The sequence below is a fragment of the Bacillus sp. CPT56D-587-MTF genome (assembly GCF_058792335.1).
The window spans coordinates 5507558-5523836 of sequence record NZ_JBYTEF010000001.1; the positions used below are offsets into that span (position 1 = coordinate 5507558).

The following is a 16279-nucleotide window of genomic DNA, read 5'->3' on the forward strand; positions in this document are numbered from 1 at the left end:
CTCTTTTTTTTATTATATTTTAAAAATTTATTATATTTTAAAAATTTATTAATTTTTAAAATATAAGTCTAGGAATATTTGAATAAATCTAAATTATCGTGTAGAATAATGTTGTAAAATGTAAACGTTTTTCTAAGGGGAGGCTAAAAAAAATGGTAGTAGCATACAAACATGAGCCATTTACAGATTTTTCAGTGGAGGCTAACAAATTAGCGTTTGAAGAAGGTTTAAAGAAAGTAGAATCTTATCTTGGACAAGACTATCCATTAATTATTGGGGGAGAAAAAATCACTACAGAAGACAAAATTGTTTCTGTAAACCCTGCAAATAAAGAGGAACTTGTTGGTCGTGTTTCAAAAGCAAGCCGTGAGTTAGCTGAAAAAGCAATGCAAGTAGCGGATGAAACATTCCAAACTTGGAGAAAATCAAAGCCAGAAATGCGTGCAGACATTTTATTCCGTGCTGCAGCAATCGTTCGTCGCAGAAAACATGAATTCTCTGCTATTCTTGTAAAAGAAGCAGGTAAGCCATGGAATGAGGCAGATGCTGATACAGCAGAAGCAATCGACTTTATGGAATATTATGGTCGTCAAATGTTAAAATTAAAAGACGGTATTCCAGTAGAAAGCCGTCCAATTGAATATAATCGTTTCTCTTACATTCCATTAGGAGTAGGTGTTATCATTTCTCCTTGGAACTTCCCATTCGCAATTATGGCAGGTATGACAACAGCTGCTTTAGTTTCTGGTAACACAGTATTACTAAAACCAGCTAGTACAACTCCTGTAGTAGCAGCGAAATTTATGGAAGTATTAGAAGAAGCTGGCTTACCAGCTGGCGTAGTAAACTTCGTTCCAGGTAACGGTTCTGAAGTTGGTGACTACTTAGTAGATCATCCTCGTACACGTTTCGTAAGCTTCACGGGATCTCGTGATGTAGGTATCCGCATCTATGAGCGTGCAGCGAAAGTAAACCCAGGACAAATTTGGTTAAAACGTGTTATCGCTGAAATGGGCGGTAAAGATACAATCGTTGTTGATAAAGAAGCAGATCTTGAATTAGCAGCTAAGTCTATCGTTGCATCAGCATTCGGATTCTCAGGACAAAAATGTTCTGCATGTTCTCGTGCAGTAATCCATGAAGATGTATATGATCATGTATTAAATCGTGCTGTTGAATTAACAAAAGAATTAACAGTTGCTAACCCAGCAGTATTAGGTACAAACATGGGTCCTGTTAATGACCAAGCTGCATTCGATAAAGTAATGAGCTATGTTGCAATTGGTAAAGAAGAAGGTAGAATCTTAGCAGGTGGCGAAGGAGACGATTCAAAAGGCTGGTTCATCCAACCAACAATCGTTGCTGACGTTGCAGAAGATGCTCGCTTAATGAAAGAAGAAATCTTCGGACCAGTAGTAGCATTCTGTAAAGCGAAAGACTTCGATCATGCACTTGCAATTGCAAATAATACGGAATACGGTTTAACAGGTGCTGTTATTACTAACAACCGTGACCATATTGAAAAAGCACGCGAAGACTTCCACGTTGGTAACTTATACTTCAACCGTGGATGTACTGGTGCAATCGTAGGTTACCAACCATTCGGTGGCTTTAACATGTCTGGTACAGACTCTAAAGCTGGTGGACCTGATTACTTAGCACTTCACATGCAAGCAAAAACTACTTCTGAAACTTTATAAGAAATAGTAGAGGAGCTCTTCACAGAATGTGAAGAGCTCCTTTTAAAATTGAAATCCTATATATTACCATCGTTCGAAGGGAATGAGCTAAAACCTATTAATAGCGGGATAAACATGTGAACAGAAATAAAATGATGAGAAAAGTTGACTTATTAGTCATATTTTTTAGTATTCATTTTGAGAATTTCCTGTATAATACAATTTGAAAGAAAATCTATGGTTCGACAAGGAACACTCCTTTCGGTTTTGCTCACTGAAAGGAGTGTTTTTTTATGTAGCTAAAAATTCTTGCGTGCTTATTACATTTGCATATACGCCATTTAAACTAGCTAAAATTGTATTGTGAATGTAAACAGCTGGTATAGTAGCGTTCTTAAAAGACAGGTCTTTTGTAGCACAAGCATCATGTATAACGGTACATTGAAAGCCAAAATCGAATGCAGCCCTTACTGTAGCATCGATACACATATGAGTCATCATCCCACATACAACGACATGTTCAATATTTAAACGTTTTAATTGCTCTAGAAGATTAGTTTCTCGGAAGCTATTTGGATAATGTTTGACTATAACTGTTTCTTCTCTAAGTGGACGTACGCTTTCGTGAATATGTACACCTTCTGTATTAGGTAGGAAAAAAGTAGCGTCATCTTTTATAGCTACGTGTTGGATATGAAAAATAGGTTCGCTGTTTGTTCTAAAGTGTTGTAATAACTGATTAGCATATTCGCTTGCTTCTACTGGATTACGCAATTCCATCTTTCCATTTGGAAAATAATCGTTTTGAATATCGATGAGTAAAAGAGCTGTTTTCATATATTTATCTTCCTCCGAGTTTCATATTCAAATAAATTTATTCAATTCGTAGAGAAGATTCTCCTGTTTAAAAATATGAGGAAGAAGAATTTTAAATAACCTTGAAAGTTACTATTTTCTCATGAATTTTCATCTGAAAATTTTAATAAAGGAATAATTAATATTTTTCTAAAAAATGTATTGACTCTTATTATTCTGAGTTCTATAATGAGAATTAATTAAACGACAATTAAATCGATACATTCTTATCCAGAGAGGTGGAGGGACTGGCCCTACGATACCTCAGCAACGGGTTTTTTTAATACCGTGCTAACTCCAGCAAGCCATATAAAGGCTTGGAAGATGAGAAGATGTGAACGAGTACATATAAGTGCTCTCCTTCTTATCTTTATGGTTGATAAGAAGGAGAGCACTTTTTATTTTACCTCGAAAGCTCTGCTTCAAGTTTTTACAGCATATAGGAGGGGAAAAAATGATTTCTTTTAACAATGTAAGTAAAGTGTATGAATCAGCTGGGCAATCTGTTCATGCGGTGGAGGATGTAACATTATCAGTTGAGAAAGGCGAAATTTTTGGCATTATTGGTTTTAGTGGCGCTGGAAAGAGTACGTTATTACGCTTAGTAAATATGTTAGAGAGACCGACGGCAGGAACGATTTCAATAGATGATAAAGATATTACATCATTATCGACGAAAGAATTACGTAAACTGAGACAAAGAATCGGAATTATTTTCCAAAGTTTTAATTTATTTAATTCAAGAACAGTATTTGGAAATATTGCTTATCCATTAAAGTTAGCGAAAGTACCAAAGAATGAGATAAAAGAAAGAGTAAATGAACTGCTGAAGTTTGTAGGGTTAGAAGATAAAGCAAACTATTACCCAGAGCAGCTATCAGGTGGACAAAAGCAGCGTGTGGGCATTGCTAGAGCACTTGCGACATCGCCAGATATTCTTATATGTGATGAGGCAACATCAGCCTTAGATCCAGAAACAACGACAGAAATTCTAAACTTATTAAAGAAAGTAAATAGAGAATACAATTTAACAATTCTTCTTATTACACATGAAATGCATGTTGTGAAAGAAATTTGTCACCGTGTAGCTGTAATGGAGAAGGGAAAAGTTATTGAAGAAGGAAAACTGTTTGATGTTTTCACGCAACCAAAAACAAAGACGACTCAAAACTTTGTACGTTCTGTCATTAATGATCATTTACCGGAAAGTGTTCTAGCGAAAATTCAAAATGGTGGTCAAATTTATCGTCTAACATTTACTGGTGAGGAGACAGGACAGCCGGTACTATCATATATCGCAAAAAACTATAACGTCGATGTAAATGTACTGTACGGAAATATTATTGAACTTCAAAATGTGCTATTTGGAAATCTTCTTGTAGAGTTGCAAGGGGAGCAGAGGGAAATTCAAAAAGCATTACAACATCTAAGACTGCAAGTGCAGCTGAAGGAGGTAGAAGCTCATGCGAGTTGATTGGAGTATATTTTGGCCGCGCATACTAGATGCGACGGGGGATACCCTCTTAATGGTAATTGTAATCCTTATATTTGCTACAATTCTTGGTATACCTCTAGGTTTACTTTTATATGTAACGAGAAAAGGAAACTTTTTAGAAAATAAATGGGTCTTTTCTATTCTTAACATCATAATTAATACAATTCGTCCGGTACCATTCATTATCTTTTTAGTAGCGTTAAGTCCACTAACGAGAAGTGTTATCGGAACGACGATTGGAACAGCAGCAGCAATTTTCCCGATGACGTTAGTCGCATCAATTGGTATTGCTAGAATGGTTGAAACAAACCTTGTTTCCGTTCCGAAAGGAGTAATTGAAGCAGCGCAAGCAATGGGCGCCTCGCCAATTAGAATTGTTTTTGAAATCCTTGTACCAGAAGCGTTAGCGCCATTAATCTTAGGTGTCACATTTATGACAGTTGGTTTAATTGAATTTTCTGCAGTTGCTGGGCTTGTCGGTGGTGGCGGTCTTGGTGATTTAGCAATGACATATGGTTATCAACGTTTTGATACATCAGTTATGTTCGTAACGGTCGTGTTACTTATTATTCTCGTACAGATAGCTCAAAATTTAGGGAATTACTTTGCGAAAGTCTTGTTACGCAGATCATAAAAAGGAAGAGAGGAAAAGAAAATGAAGAAAATTTTAGCATTTGCATTATCAGCGATTGTAGGAGTCTCAGCATTAAGCGGCTGCTCAAGTGGAGACACGGGTGCAGGAGCGAAAGAAAAAGTAGTTCGCGTCGGTGTAACTGGAACGGATGGAGACGCTTGGGAAATTTTGAAGAAAAAAGCTGAAAAAGAAGGGATTAAGATTAAACTGGTGGAGTTCTCCGATTACACAACGCCAAATAAAGCGTTAGCTGATGGAGATATTGAACTAAACTCATTCCAGCATATTGCGTTCTTAGAGCAATTTAAAAAGGAACATAAGTTAGATATTACAGCTGTTGGTACAACACAAATTGCACCAATGGGTTTATACTCTGAAAAATATAAGAAATCAAATGAAATCCCAGATGGTTCAGAAATTGCAATTCCAAACGATCCAACGAACCAAGCACGTGCATTAAAACTTCTTGATGCAGCTGGATTATTAAAGCTGAAAAAGGATTTTGGTCTATTTGGAGATCCAAGTGGTATTGCTGAAAATCCGAAGAAATTAAAAATTACACCGGTTATCGCACAGCAAACACCTCGTGTGTTAAAAGATGTAGCGGCATCAGTTATTAATAACGGTGTTGCTGGTCAAGCTGGATTAGATCCAGCGAAGGATCCTATTTTCTTAGAAGATCCAAAGAATGAAAATGCGAAGCCTTATATTAATATTTTCGCAGCTCGTACGAAAGATAAAGATGATCCAACACTGAAAAAAGTAATTGAATTATACCATTCAAAAGAAGTAACAGATGCAATTAAGAAAGAAACAAATGATGGTTCAATTTCAGTAGATCTTTCACTTGAGGAGCTTGAAAAAATCGTAAAATAATGATTGGGTTTAATGGACTAACAGAAGGAACCCCTCCGCTGTTAGTTCGTTCAACATATAAACTTAACAAACAAACCCTAATTCTGTACCTTCCAATTTTGTATAACGTAGAATCCAATGTTTGTTAAGTAGAGTAATGAACCAGGAGTTTTCCTGGTCTTTTTTTATGAATGAAAATAGCTAGCGAACAGTAAGGTAATCTGAAAAACCAATTGTTTAGATTGTTTTTTCAGATTAGGCAGAAAACTTTCTTTAAAATAGTATTCTTTTATGATAGATTTATAAATATAAAACTAGAATTTACATAAAAATCCATCATGGTAAATATACTTATCTATAATGGGTATACAGCTAACGAGGGGGAGAACGATGAGAAGACGTAATACGCAAGCGTTCACATTTTTAGCATGGACTTCATTTGTTTGTGCGCTTTCAGGTATGCTAATTGGGATTTATACGTTAGATGAAACGCTTAGTGTAAAAGGATACTATTTAATTGGAACATTATTTTTAACGATGTCTTGTTTTGTATTACAAAAAACAATTCGTGATAATGAAGAAGATAACGAGAGATTTCCAAAAAATAAACCGTTAGATAAAGAGTAAATTGTAAAGAAAGGCATTTGCCTTTCTTTTTTTATGTAAAAATGGCGTAAGTACGCTGTGTTGACTTGCTTGAAGTACTGAAAATTTGGTATCATCAATAGTATTGTAGATTGAACGATATATTATGGAGGTGGCCTAGCCGTGTCAAGAATTTCCGTTGAGAATGTAAAGCACGTAGCACATTTAGCACGTCTTGCAATTACTGATCAAGAAGCAGAAAAATTTCAAAAACAACTAGATGCAATTGTTACATTTGCAGAACAGTTAAATGAATTAGATACAACAGATGTAAAACCAACAACTCATGTATTAACTATGAAAAATGTTATGCGTGAAGATGTACCAGAAAAAGGTTTACCAGTTGAAGAAGTATTAAAAAATGCACCGGATCACAAAGATAATCAAATCCGTGTTCCAGCAGTATTAGAATAGAGGAGGGGAATTTCGATGTCATTATTTGATCATTCAGTATCAGAGTTACATAAGAAGTTAAACAACAAAGAAATTTCCGTTACGGATTTAGTAGAAGAATCTTACAAACGTATTGCGGATGTTGAAGATAACGTAAAAGCCTTTCTTACATTAGATGAAGAAAATGCACGCGCAAAAGCGAAAGAATTAGATGCAAAAATCGGCGCTGAAGATAATGGTTTATTATTCGGTATGCCAATTGGTGTAAAAGATAACATTGTAACTAACGGTCTTCGTACAACTTGTGCAAGCAAAATATTAGCAAACTTCGATCCAATTTATGATGCGACAGTTGTGCAAAAGCTAAAAGCTGCTGACACAATTACAATCGGTAAATTAAACATGGACGAGTTCGCAATGGGTTCTTCAAATGAAAACTCAGGATTCTACGCTACGAAAAACCCATGGAACTTAGATTACGTTCCAGGCGGATCTAGTGGTGGTTCTGCAGCAGCTGTAGCAGCAGGAGAAGTACTATTCTCTCTAGGTTCTGATACGGGTGGTTCTATCCGTCAGCCAGCTGCATATTGCGGTGTTGTAGGTTTAAAACCAACTTACGGACGCGTATCTCGTTACGGATTAGTAGCATTCGCATCTTCACTTGACCAAATCGGACCGATTACACGTACAGTAGAAGACAATGCATACTTATTACAAGCTATTTCAGGTATTGACCGCATGGATGCAACTTCTGCAAACGTTGAAGTTGGAAACTATTTAGCTGGTTTAACAGGCGATGTTAAAGGTTTACGCATTGCTGTACCGAAAGAATACTTAGGCGAAGGTGTTGGCGAAGAAGCTCGTGAGTCAGTACTAGCTGCTTTAAAAGTATTAGAAGGTATGGGCGCAACTTGGGAGGAAGTATCTCTTCCACACTCTAAATACGCTCTAGCAACGTATTACTTACTATCTTCTTCTGAAGCATCTGCTAACCTTTCACGCTTTGATGGCGTGCGTTACGGTGTTCGTTCTGATAATGTAAATAACTTATTAGATCTTTACAAAAACACACGTAGTGAAGGTTTCGGTGATGAAGTTAAACGTCGTATTATGCTTGGTACATTTGCTCTTAGCTCTGGTTACTATGATGCATATTACAAAAAAGCACAACAAGTACGTACATTAATTAAGAACGACTTTGAAAATGTATTTGCTAACTATGATGTTATTATTGGACCAACAACACCAACTCCGGCATTTAAAGTGGGAGAAAAAGTTGACGATCCAATGACAATGTATGCAAATGACATTTTAACAATCCCAGTAAACTTAGCGGGTGTTCCAGCGATTTCAGTTCCATGTGGATTCGGTGCTAACAACATGCCACTTGGTCTACAAATCATTGGTAAACACTTCGATGAAGCGACAATTTACCGCGTTGCACATGCGTTTGAGCAAGCAACAGACTATCATACAAAAAAAGCAAGTCTGTAAGGAGGCGAGCATAGATGAATTTAGAAACAATTATTGGTTTAGAGGTTCACGTTGAGTTAAAAACAAATTCGAAAATTTTCTCTGCGAGTCCAACAGAATTCGGAGCGGAGCCAAATACACAAACAAGTGTAATTGACTTAGGATACCCAGGGGTACTTCCTACTTTAAATAAAGAAGCAGTTAACTTTGCGATGAAAGCTGCAATGGCATTAAACTGTGAAATCGCAACGGAAACGAAGTTTGACCGTAAAAACTATTTCTATCCAGATAACCCGAAAGCTTACCAAATCTCTCAATTTGATAAGCCAATTGGTGAAAATGGTTGGATTGAAATCGAAGTAGACGGCAAAAAGAAACGTATCGGTATTACACGTCTTCATTTAGAAGAAGATGCTGGTAAATCAACGCATACAGCTGATGGTTCATTAGTAGACTACAACCGTCAAGGTATGCCTTTAATCGAGATCGTATCTGAGCCAGATATGCGTACGCCAGAAGAAGCATATGCATACTTAGAGAAGTTAAAATCAATCATTCAATACACTGGTGTATCTGATTGTAAGATGGAAGAAGGTTCCTTACGTTGTGATGCGAACATTTCTCTTCGTCCAGTTGGACAAGAGAAGTTCGGTACAAAAGCGGAACTGAAAAACTTAAACTCATTCACTTACGTACAAAAAGGTCTTGAGCACGAGCAAGTGCGCCAAGAAAAAGAACTGTTATCTGGTGGTATCATCCAACAAGAAACACGTCGTTATGATGAAGCAACGAAGAAAACAATCTTAATGCGTGTGAAAGAAGGATCTGACGATTACCGTTACTTCCCGGAGCCAGACTTAGTTGAACTTTACATTGATGATGAGTGGAAAGAAGCAGTTCGAGCTTCTATTCCAGAACTTCCAGATGCACGTAAAGCTCGCTACGTTGCAGAACTAGGCTTACCAGCTTATGATGCACACGTGTTAACATTAACGAAAGAGATGTCTGATTTCTTTGAAGCAACTGTTGCAGACGGTGCTGATGCGAAATTAACATCGAACTGGTTAATGGGTGAAGTACTTGCATACTTAAACAAACAACAAAAAGAATTAAAAGACGTTGCATTAACGCCTGCTGGTTTATCTAAAATGGTTCAATTAATTGAAAAAGGTACAATTTCTTCTAAAATCGCGAAGAAAGTATTTAATGAATTAATTGAAAAAGGTGGAGACCCAGAAGAAATCGTTAAAGCGAAAGGTCTTGTTCAAATTTCTGACGAGGGTACACTTCGTAAAGTTGTAACAGAAATTCTTGATAATAATGAGCAATCTATCGAAGACTTTAAAAACGGTAAAGACCGTGCAATTGGCTTCTTAGTTGGTCAAATTATGAAAGCTACAAAAGGACAAGCAAATCCACCGCTTGTTAACAAAATCTTACTTGAAGAGATTAATAAGCGATAATAGTAGTAACTTTTAAAGATTAAGCAGAAAAACACCCGTACATGGGTGTTTTTCTAGGTTAATCAAACGTTTGTTTAAATGAGACAAAATCGTTTAAACAAACGTTTGATTAACTGTCAAAAGTGGAAAAATGTTTGTATAGCAACTATGGTATGATAGTTGCAAAAAGGTGGGAATAATGATAAATCTAAACATAGAGGTTTTTTTCATCTCATGAAATAATAGATAGTTATTATTCGTTATATGTAAATTTTTATGGAAGAATGGATAGAAATAAAGTGAAACTTTAATCAGTGGGGGGTTCATCCAACACTGATTATTAGCCCTCACCAATCGGGCATTTACTGCCCGCAAATAGCGGGATAAATTTTGGAGTCAAATAAAAAACCATTGAAATGAATATTTACTTTTGATGGACTACACGAATCGGGTTCTTACTGCCTGTTTGAGCGGGATAAAAGAAGGATAGCAAGATGAGAGGAGGTAGGCATGGGAATACTGAATAGAAGTTCAGTATGTTCTTTTTCGATACATAAAGAAATTTCCTGTGCTAATAAATGATGAAGCGAGCAAGAATTATTTATAATCCTACTTCTGGGCGTGAGCTATTTAAGAAGAGCTTACCAGAAGTATTACAAAAATTAGAACAAGCTGGCTATGAGACATCTTGTCATGCGACAACGGGTCCTGGAGACGCTACTGTGGCGGCGAGGCAAGCTGCAGATCGTAAGTTTGATGTTGTTATTGCGGCTGGTGGCGACGGTACGTTAAATGAAGTAGTAAACGGTTTAGTTGGGCATGAATTCCGTCCGAAATTTGGAATTATTCCAGTTGGAACGACAAATGACTTTGCACGTGCAATTGGTGTACCTCGTTCTATTGAAGAGGCAGCAGATATTATTTGCGAAGGAAAAACAGTGCCATTAGACCTTGGTAGAGCGAACGATACATATTTTATTAACATCGCTGGTGGCGGTCGTATTACAGAATTAACATACGAAGTACCGAGTAAGCTAAAGACAGTATTAGGGCAGCTTGCTTATTACCTAAAAGGTATCGAGATGTTACCATCATTGCATCCGACATATGTTGAAATTGAGTATGATGGAAAGTTACTACAAGAAGAAATTACGATGTTTTTAATTACGAATACTCGTTCAGTAGGTGGATTTGAAAAGGTAGCACCGTATGCATCTATTAACGATGGGTTATTTGACCTATTAGTACTGAAAAAAGGTTCTATCGCTGATTTAATTAAAGCAGCAACACAAGCACAACGTGGTGAACATATTAATAATCCAAAAGTGTTATATACACAAGCGAACCGAATTAAAGTACATTCACCAGATAAACTAATGATTAATTTAGATGGTGAGTATGGTGGAGATGCACCGATGGAATTCGAAAATATATATCATTGTTTAGAACTATTTGTTCCTGAACATCAAGAGGATGCCCTGTAAAGGCATCCTTTTTTACTTTGTTAAAATGAATTGTAAATTGGGAGTTAGTTTGATTTTTATGGTATTTTTACAATTCTTTTATTTTACATCCATACTTTATTGATACACTGGAAGAGATAAGAAATGAGAGGTAGGATGCTATGGAGAAGGTAAAAGCAATACTATTTGATAAAGATGGGACATTAATGGATTTTCATTCAATTTGGATAAAAGTAGCTGAATGTATAAGTTTATATCATTTACCAAGTACAATAGGGCAGACCTTATTAGAAGAGATTGGTGTAGAGGGAGCATTTGTTAATCCAAGGAGTGCAATAGCTGCTGGAACAAGCCTTGATGTAGCGAAGGGGCTTTGTAATTATATTGAGTCTGCTAGAGAAGAAGAGATGCATCAGTGGGTAAGTGAGAAGTTATTTTCCCTTATGTATGAGCATCGTTCGCATATGAAAATGACAGCAGACTTACCGAAAGTGTTACAGGCATTAAAAGATAAAGGATTTATATTAGGGGTTGTCACGGCGGATGATTTCGCACCAACAGAATTATTTTTAAAACAATATAAGTTGGAGAACTTTTTTGATTATATTATAGCCTCGGATACATTCCCTGCGCAAAAACCAGATAAAAAGATTATAGAAGTGTTTTGTGAGAAATTTAATTTAGAATCATGTGAGGTTGCGGTTGTTGGAGATACGCCAACTGATTTACATTTAGCTAAAAATGGCGATTGCTATGCAATTGGGGTGCTATCTGGTACAGGAGACCGTCCAACATTAGAACCACTTGCTGATTTAGTGTTAGATTCTGTTGGAGAGTTTATTTCTCAATCGGGTGAGTTTTTCTGGGAGAAAGAAAAGTCTAATGTGTAAGGAAAATAAGTCTATAAAGACTCTTAATGAGTCTTTATAGACTTATTTTTTATGCCTGGATACAAAGAATATAGGATAAATGCTAGAAAAGAAAGTTGGCATATATTTTGCAATAAAAAGAGAAAACAATGTAAAGAAAAGGATGGGGTACGCAATGAACACAAAAAAATTTGCTAAAGTAAATGAACAAATTCCAGGACCGAAAGCGGCATCTTTATTAGAACGCCGTCAAAATATAGTACCAAAAGGAGTAAGTAACGGCATCCCAACGTTTGTACAATCTGCCAATGGTGCTCTTGTAACAGATGTTGATGGCAATCAGTACATTGATTTTGCAGGAGCAATCGGGACAATTAACGTAGGGCATTGTCATCCAACGGTTAAAGAAGCGCTCCATAAACAAGTCGATCAATACATTCATACTGGATTTAACGTCATGATGTATGAGCCATATATTGAATTAGCAGAAAAGCTTGCGGCATTGGCACCAGGAAGTTTCGATAAGCAAGTCCTGTTTTTAAATAGTGGTGCAGAAGCAGTTGAGAACGCGGTGAAAATCGCTCGTAAATATACGAAGAGACCTGGTATTATCGCATTTTCTAAAGGTTTCCACGGGCGTACATTAATGACAATGACGATGACAAGTAAAGTGAAGCCATATAAATTTGGGTTTGGTCCCTTTGCTCCAGAAGTATATAAAGCGCCATTTCCATACGAATACCGTCGCCCAGAGGGATTAACGGAAGAGCAGTATGATGATTTTATTATTGAAGAGTTTAAGAACTTCTTCATATCGGAAGTAGCACCAGAAACAATTGCAGCTGTTGTAATGGAACCTGTTCAAGGGGAAGGTGGATTTATCGTCCCAAGTAAGAAATTTGTTCAAGAAGTACGCCGCATTTGTTCAGAGAACGGCATCTTATTTGTAGCGGATGAAATACAAACAGGCTTTAGTCGTACAGGAAAATATTTTGCAATTGATCACTATGATGTCGTTCCAGATTTAATTACAGTGTCTAAATCATTAGGTGCTGGTGTACCGATAAGTGGTGTCATTGGACGTAAAGAAATTATGAATGAGTCTGCACCAGGTGAACTTGGTGGAACGTATGCAGGAAGTCCATTAGGATGTGCGGCTGCATTAGCTGTTCTCGATGTAATAGAAAATGAGAAATTAAATGATAGAGCGATAGAATTAGGAAAAGTCGTAATGAACCGATTCGAAGAGATGAAAAATAAATATCATTGCATCGGTGATGTGCGTGGGTTAGGCGCAATGTGTGCATTTGAGGTCGTTCAAGATCGTAAGACGAAAGCACCTGACAAAACGTTAACGGCTAATCTATGTGCAGAAGCAAATAAGCGTGGGTTACTGTTATTATCAGCAGGGACATATGGAAATGTTATCCGTGTGTTAATGCCTTTAGTTATTACAGATGAGCAACTTGAAGAAGGTTTAACAATAATTGAAGAATCATTGCAAGCTTGTTATGAGCAAACAAACATCGCTCGCGTTTAAAAACTGAAGTATAAATAGCAAACATTCTAGCTGACTCTATATTAAATGCAGAAAATTCACTTTATAATAAAGGTAGTGAAGTGGATCGATGGATTTGAAGTTAGGGGTGGCTAGGATGGTTGCAGAAAAGGAACGAGTGTTAATGGATTTAAAAGATGTATTTGAATATGCGTTTGACGAAATTTTTGTTACAGATGAGCAAGGGATCGTTGTGCGTGTAAATAGTACATGTGAAAGGCACTACCAACTAGCTGCAGAAGAGTTAGTTGGTAAGCATGTAAAAGAACTACAAAAGGATGGAATCTTTTATCCATCAGCGACATTAGAAGTGATTGAAAAAAAGAGGCCAATTGAACTCGTTCAAACTACAAAATCAGGAGAGTATTTACACGTTCGTACAAGGCCTGTTTTTGATGATGAGGGAAATTTAAGAAGAGTGATTAGTTATTCTCGCGACCTTACTGAACTCTATCAATTACGTCAAAAGGTAGAGGAAATGGATAATCAGCTAAAAACATATAAAAAAGAATTAAGAGAAACATATGAGCATGAAGGACTTATTTTTAAAAGTCTAGCTATGCAAAAAATAGTCGATACAATCAAAAAAGTATCTGTAGTGGATAGTACTGTTCTCGTTTTAGGCGAGACTGGAGTAGGAAAAAGTCGATTAGTACGCCATTTACATGAAGTGAGTCACCGTAAGCATGAAAGTTTCTATGAAATTAATTGTGCGGCATTGCCAACTAATTTAATTGAATCGGAGCTTTTTGGATATTCAGGTGGATCTTTTACAGGTGCGAATCGTGAAGGGAAAAAGGGACTATTAGAATCCGCGCATAAAGGAACTCTTTTTTTAGATGAAATCGGTGAAATGCCGCTTGAAATTCAAGCGAAGCTTTTGCAAGTATTGCAAGAAAAAACATTTCGTCCTATAGGCGGAAGAGAATTAAAAAAAGTGGATGTTCGAATTGTGGCGGCAACAAATAGAGATTTAAGCGAGATGGTGAAACAAGGAAAATTTCGGAAAGATTTATACTATCGTTTGAATGTCATTCCAATTGCAATTCCCCCGCTTAGGGAAAGAACAGAAGATATTTTGCCGCTTATTTATCATTACTTGCAGCACTTTAATAAAAAGTACGGACGTGATGTGAAACTAGCGCCGAGTACGTTACAAATGTTTGTTGGATATCCGTGGGAAGGGAACAATAGAGAAATAGAGAATGTAATTGAGAGAATTGTTATTACTGTTGATGATGTTGTAACGGTAGAGGATTTGCCACTCTCTATGCAAGAGGCTGCAGTTGAACAATCGGGGCAAAGCCTTTATAAAATGCTGGAAGAGGTAGAGAGAAATATAATTCTTAAAGCGTATAAAACGTATGGATCAAGTTATAAAGTGGCTGAGTTTTTGCAAATTAGTCAATCTGCTGCTACTAGAAAAATTAAGAAGTTCATAGAGGAGGAAGAAAACATTGGATAAAAAGGCGACTTTCGTAAGTATAGATAAAAAGGCGATGTATATAAATGGTGAGTGGATTACACTACAAGAACAAATTGAAGTAAATAATCCTGCGACGAAGGAAATATTTGCAACTGTACCAAAAGGCGGAGTAACAGAGGCAAAGCAAGCTGTTGATGCTGCACATGAAGCTTTTAAAACGTGGTCTAAGTTAACGGCAGCAGATCGTGCAACGAAGTTAAAAAAGTGGTTTACGCTTATTGATGAAAATAAAGAAGAGATCGCAGCGATTATGACGAAGGAACAAGGGAAGCCGTTTGCAGAAGCGCTTGGTGAAGTAAATTATGCAAACAGTTTTGTTGAATGGTATGCAGAAGAGGGGAAACGCGTATATGGTGAAATGATTCCTGCTGCTCATCCGAATAAGCGCATTTTAGTTATGAAGCAACCAGTTGGCGTTATGGCAGCTATTACACCTTGGAACTTCCCAGCTGCTATGATTACGAGAAAGGTAGCCCCAGCGCTTGCAGCAGGCTGTACAGCCGTTGTGAAACCGGCAAGTCAAACGCCATTAACTGCATTGAAATTAGCTGAATTAGCCCATGAAGCAGATATTCCAAAGGGTGTAATCAATATCATAACAGGTAGTGCAAAAGCAATTGCTGATACATGGATGGAAGATGGTCGCGTTCGAAAAGTGTCCTTTACAGGGTCAACGGAAATCGGGAAAGAGTTAATGGCTAGTGCGGCGCAAACGATGAAAAAAGTTTCGCTTGAGTTAGGGGGACACGCTCCGTTTATCGTAATGAATGATGCAGATTTAGATAAAGCAGTAGAAGCGGTGATTGGTTCGAAATTCCGTAATGCAGGACAAACGTGTATATGTACAAACCGAGTATTCGTTCAAGAAGAAGTATACGAAGTATTTGTAGAGAAGTTCCAAAAGGCAGTAGGGCAGTTGAAAGTAGGAGACGGTTTCGGTGACGGAACGACTGTCGGGCCACTTATTGATGAGAATGCAGTTTCAAAAGTACAAGAACATATTGAAGATGCTATTCAAAAAGGTGGAACAGTTTTATATGGTGGTCAAAAGGTCGCAGAGTTAGAGGGACATTTCATTCAACCGACTGTAATTGGGTTGGCAAATGATACGATGCTTTGTATGAATGAAGAAACATTTGGGCCAGTGGCACCAGTTGCGAAATTTAAAACAGTTGATGAAGTAATCGAACGTGCAAACAATACACCATACGGTTTAGCTGCGTATATTTTCACGAAAGACATTAGCCAAGCATTCCAAATTAGTGAAGCGTTAGAGTACGGTATTATCGGTCTAAACGATGGTCTTCCATCAGTTGCACAAGCACCATTTGGTGGATTTAAAGAAAGTGGTATCGGTCGTGAAGGAGGCCATTTCGGCATCGAGGAATATTTAGAAATTAAATATATTTCATTGGGATTATAAGTAGTATAC

Annotated in this window: 13 protein-coding genes, 1 pseudogene and 1 riboswitch; of the genes and pseudogenes, 13 read left to right on the forward strand and 1 reads right to left on the reverse strand. The window is 37.1% G+C overall.

Annotation, left to right across the window (positions count from 1 at the left end):
* Positions 1-152: 152 nt before the first annotated feature.
* Positions 153-1700: an L-glutamate gamma-semialdehyde dehydrogenase gene (pruA, locus tag AC3WVZ_RS28470; RefSeq protein WP_000259555.1), complete on the forward strand. Its 1548-nt coding sequence runs from the start codon at positions 153-155 to the stop codon at positions 1698-1700.
* Positions 1701-1950: 250 nt separating this feature from the next.
* On the opposite strand, the pseudogene AC3WVZ_RS28475 reads toward pruA, so the two are convergent.
* A pseudogene (locus tag AC3WVZ_RS28475) lies at positions 1951-2516 on the reverse strand (cysteine hydrolase family protein).
* Between the two features lie 242 nt (positions 2517-2758).
* Positions 2759-2865, forward strand: a riboswitch (SAM riboswitch).
* Between the two features lie 123 nt (positions 2866-2988).
* Between AC3WVZ_RS28475 and AC3WVZ_RS28480 the strand changes: the two are divergent.
* From AC3WVZ_RS28480 to gabD, 12 genes are all read left to right on the forward strand, one after another.
* Positions 2989-4008, forward strand: coding sequence for a methionine ABC transporter ATP-binding protein (locus tag AC3WVZ_RS28480; RefSeq protein ID WP_139020148.1), 1020 nt, complete (start codon positions 2989-2991; stop codon positions 4006-4008).
* On the forward strand, positions 3998-4663 hold the full coding sequence (locus AC3WVZ_RS28485) for a methionine ABC transporter permease (RefSeq protein ID WP_233935754.1): 666 nt from the start codon (positions 3998-4000) through the stop codon (positions 4661-4663). Before AC3WVZ_RS28480 ends, AC3WVZ_RS28485 begins: the two co-directional genes overlap by 11 nt.
* Before the next feature lie 21 nt (positions 4664-4684).
* Positions 4685-5539, forward strand: a complete 855-nt coding sequence (locus tag AC3WVZ_RS28490; RefSeq protein WP_000721599.1) for a MetQ/NlpA family ABC transporter substrate-binding protein — start codon at positions 4685-4687, stop codon at positions 5537-5539.
* A 369-nt stretch (positions 5540-5908) separates the two neighbouring features.
* Positions 5909-6145 carry a YiaA/YiaB family inner membrane protein gene (locus AC3WVZ_RS28495; RefSeq protein ID WP_001254393.1) on the forward strand — a complete coding sequence of 79 codons (237 nt, stop codon included), beginning with the start codon at positions 5909-5911 and terminating at the stop codon, positions 6143-6145.
* 141 nt (positions 6146-6286) lie between these two features.
* Positions 6287-6577 (forward strand): Asp-tRNA(Asn)/Glu-tRNA(Gln) amidotransferase subunit GatC, encoded by a 291-nt coding sequence (gatC, locus tag AC3WVZ_RS28500; protein ID WP_000086999.1) that lies wholly within the window; start codon positions 6287-6289, stop codon positions 6575-6577.
* A gap of 15 nt (positions 6578-6592) precedes the next feature.
* Positions 6593-8050 (forward strand): Asp-tRNA(Asn)/Glu-tRNA(Gln) amidotransferase subunit GatA, encoded by a 1458-nt coding sequence (gene gatA / locus AC3WVZ_RS28505; RefSeq protein WP_000051433.1) that lies wholly within the window; start codon positions 6593-6595, stop codon positions 8048-8050.
* A 14-nt stretch (positions 8051-8064) separates the two neighbouring features.
* A complete protein-coding gene (gene gatB, locus AC3WVZ_RS28510) occupies positions 8065-9492 on the forward strand; it encodes an Asp-tRNA(Asn)/Glu-tRNA(Gln) amidotransferase subunit GatB (RefSeq protein WP_001047685.1) in 1428 nt (475 codons plus the stop codon).
* A 557-nt stretch (positions 9493-10049) separates the two neighbouring features.
* A complete protein-coding gene (locus AC3WVZ_RS28515) occupies positions 10050-10955 on the forward strand; it encodes a diacylglycerol kinase (protein ID WP_000977679.1) in 906 nt (301 codons plus the stop codon).
* Positions 10956-11095: 140 nt separating this feature from the next.
* Entirely contained in the window at positions 11096-11824 is a 729-nt protein-coding gene (locus AC3WVZ_RS28520; RefSeq protein WP_098678380.1) for an HAD family hydrolase, read from the forward strand.
* A gap of 154 nt (positions 11825-11978) precedes the next feature.
* Complete coding sequence (gene gabT, locus AC3WVZ_RS28525) at positions 11979-13343, forward strand: 4-aminobutyrate--2-oxoglutarate transaminase (RefSeq protein WP_001093019.1); 1365 nt, start codon at positions 11979-11981, stop codon at positions 13341-13343.
* A gap of 115 nt (positions 13344-13458) precedes the next feature.
* Positions 13459-14826 carry a sigma-54 interaction domain-containing protein gene (locus tag AC3WVZ_RS28530; RefSeq protein WP_050229112.1) on the forward strand — a complete coding sequence of 456 codons (1368 nt, stop codon included), beginning with the start codon at positions 13459-13461 and terminating at the stop codon, positions 14824-14826.
* Positions 14819-16270 (forward strand): NADP-dependent succinate-semialdehyde dehydrogenase, encoded by a 1452-nt coding sequence (gene gabD, locus AC3WVZ_RS28535; RefSeq protein WP_000358132.1) that lies wholly within the window; start codon positions 14819-14821, stop codon positions 16268-16270. The genes AC3WVZ_RS28530 and gabD overlap by 8 nt, the downstream gene beginning before the upstream one ends.
* Positions 16271-16279 lie beyond the last annotated feature (9 nt).

Coding starts and splice junctions, on each gene's coding strand:
- gatA (WP_000051433.1), top strand. CDS start 6,593: ATGTCATTATTTGATCATTCAGTATCAGAGTTACATAAGAAGTTAAAC.
- gatB (WP_001047685.1), top strand. CDS start 8,065: ATGAATTTAGAAACAATTATTGGTTTAGAGGTTCACGTTGAGTTAAAA.
- gabT (WP_001093019.1), top strand. CDS start 11,979: ATGAACACAAAAAAATTTGCTAAAGTAAATGAACAAATTCCAGGACCG.
- AC3WVZ_RS28495 (WP_001254393.1), top strand. CDS start 5,909: ATGAGAAGACGTAATACGCAAGCGTTCACATTTTTAGCATGGACTTCA.
- AC3WVZ_RS28520 (WP_098678380.1), top strand. CDS start 11,096: ATGGAGAAGGTAAAAGCAATACTATTTGATAAAGATGGGACATTAATG.
- AC3WVZ_RS28515 (WP_000977679.1), top strand. CDS start 10,050: ATGATGAAGCGAGCAAGAATTATTTATAATCCTACTTCTGGGCGTGAG.
- AC3WVZ_RS28490 (WP_000721599.1), top strand. CDS start 4,685: ATGAAGAAAATTTTAGCATTTGCATTATCAGCGATTGTAGGAGTCTCA.
- AC3WVZ_RS28480 (WP_139020148.1), top strand. CDS start 2,989: ATGATTTCTTTTAACAATGTAAGTAAAGTGTATGAATCAGCTGGGCAA.
- pruA (WP_000259555.1), top strand. CDS start 153: ATGGTAGTAGCATACAAACATGAGCCATTTACAGATTTTTCAGTGGAG.
- AC3WVZ_RS28530 (WP_050229112.1), top strand. CDS start 13,459: ATGGTTGCAGAAAAGGAACGAGTGTTAATGGATTTAAAAGATGTATTT.
- AC3WVZ_RS28485 (WP_233935754.1), top strand. CDS start 3,998: ATGCGAGTTGATTGGAGTATATTTTGGCCGCGCATACTAGATGCGACG.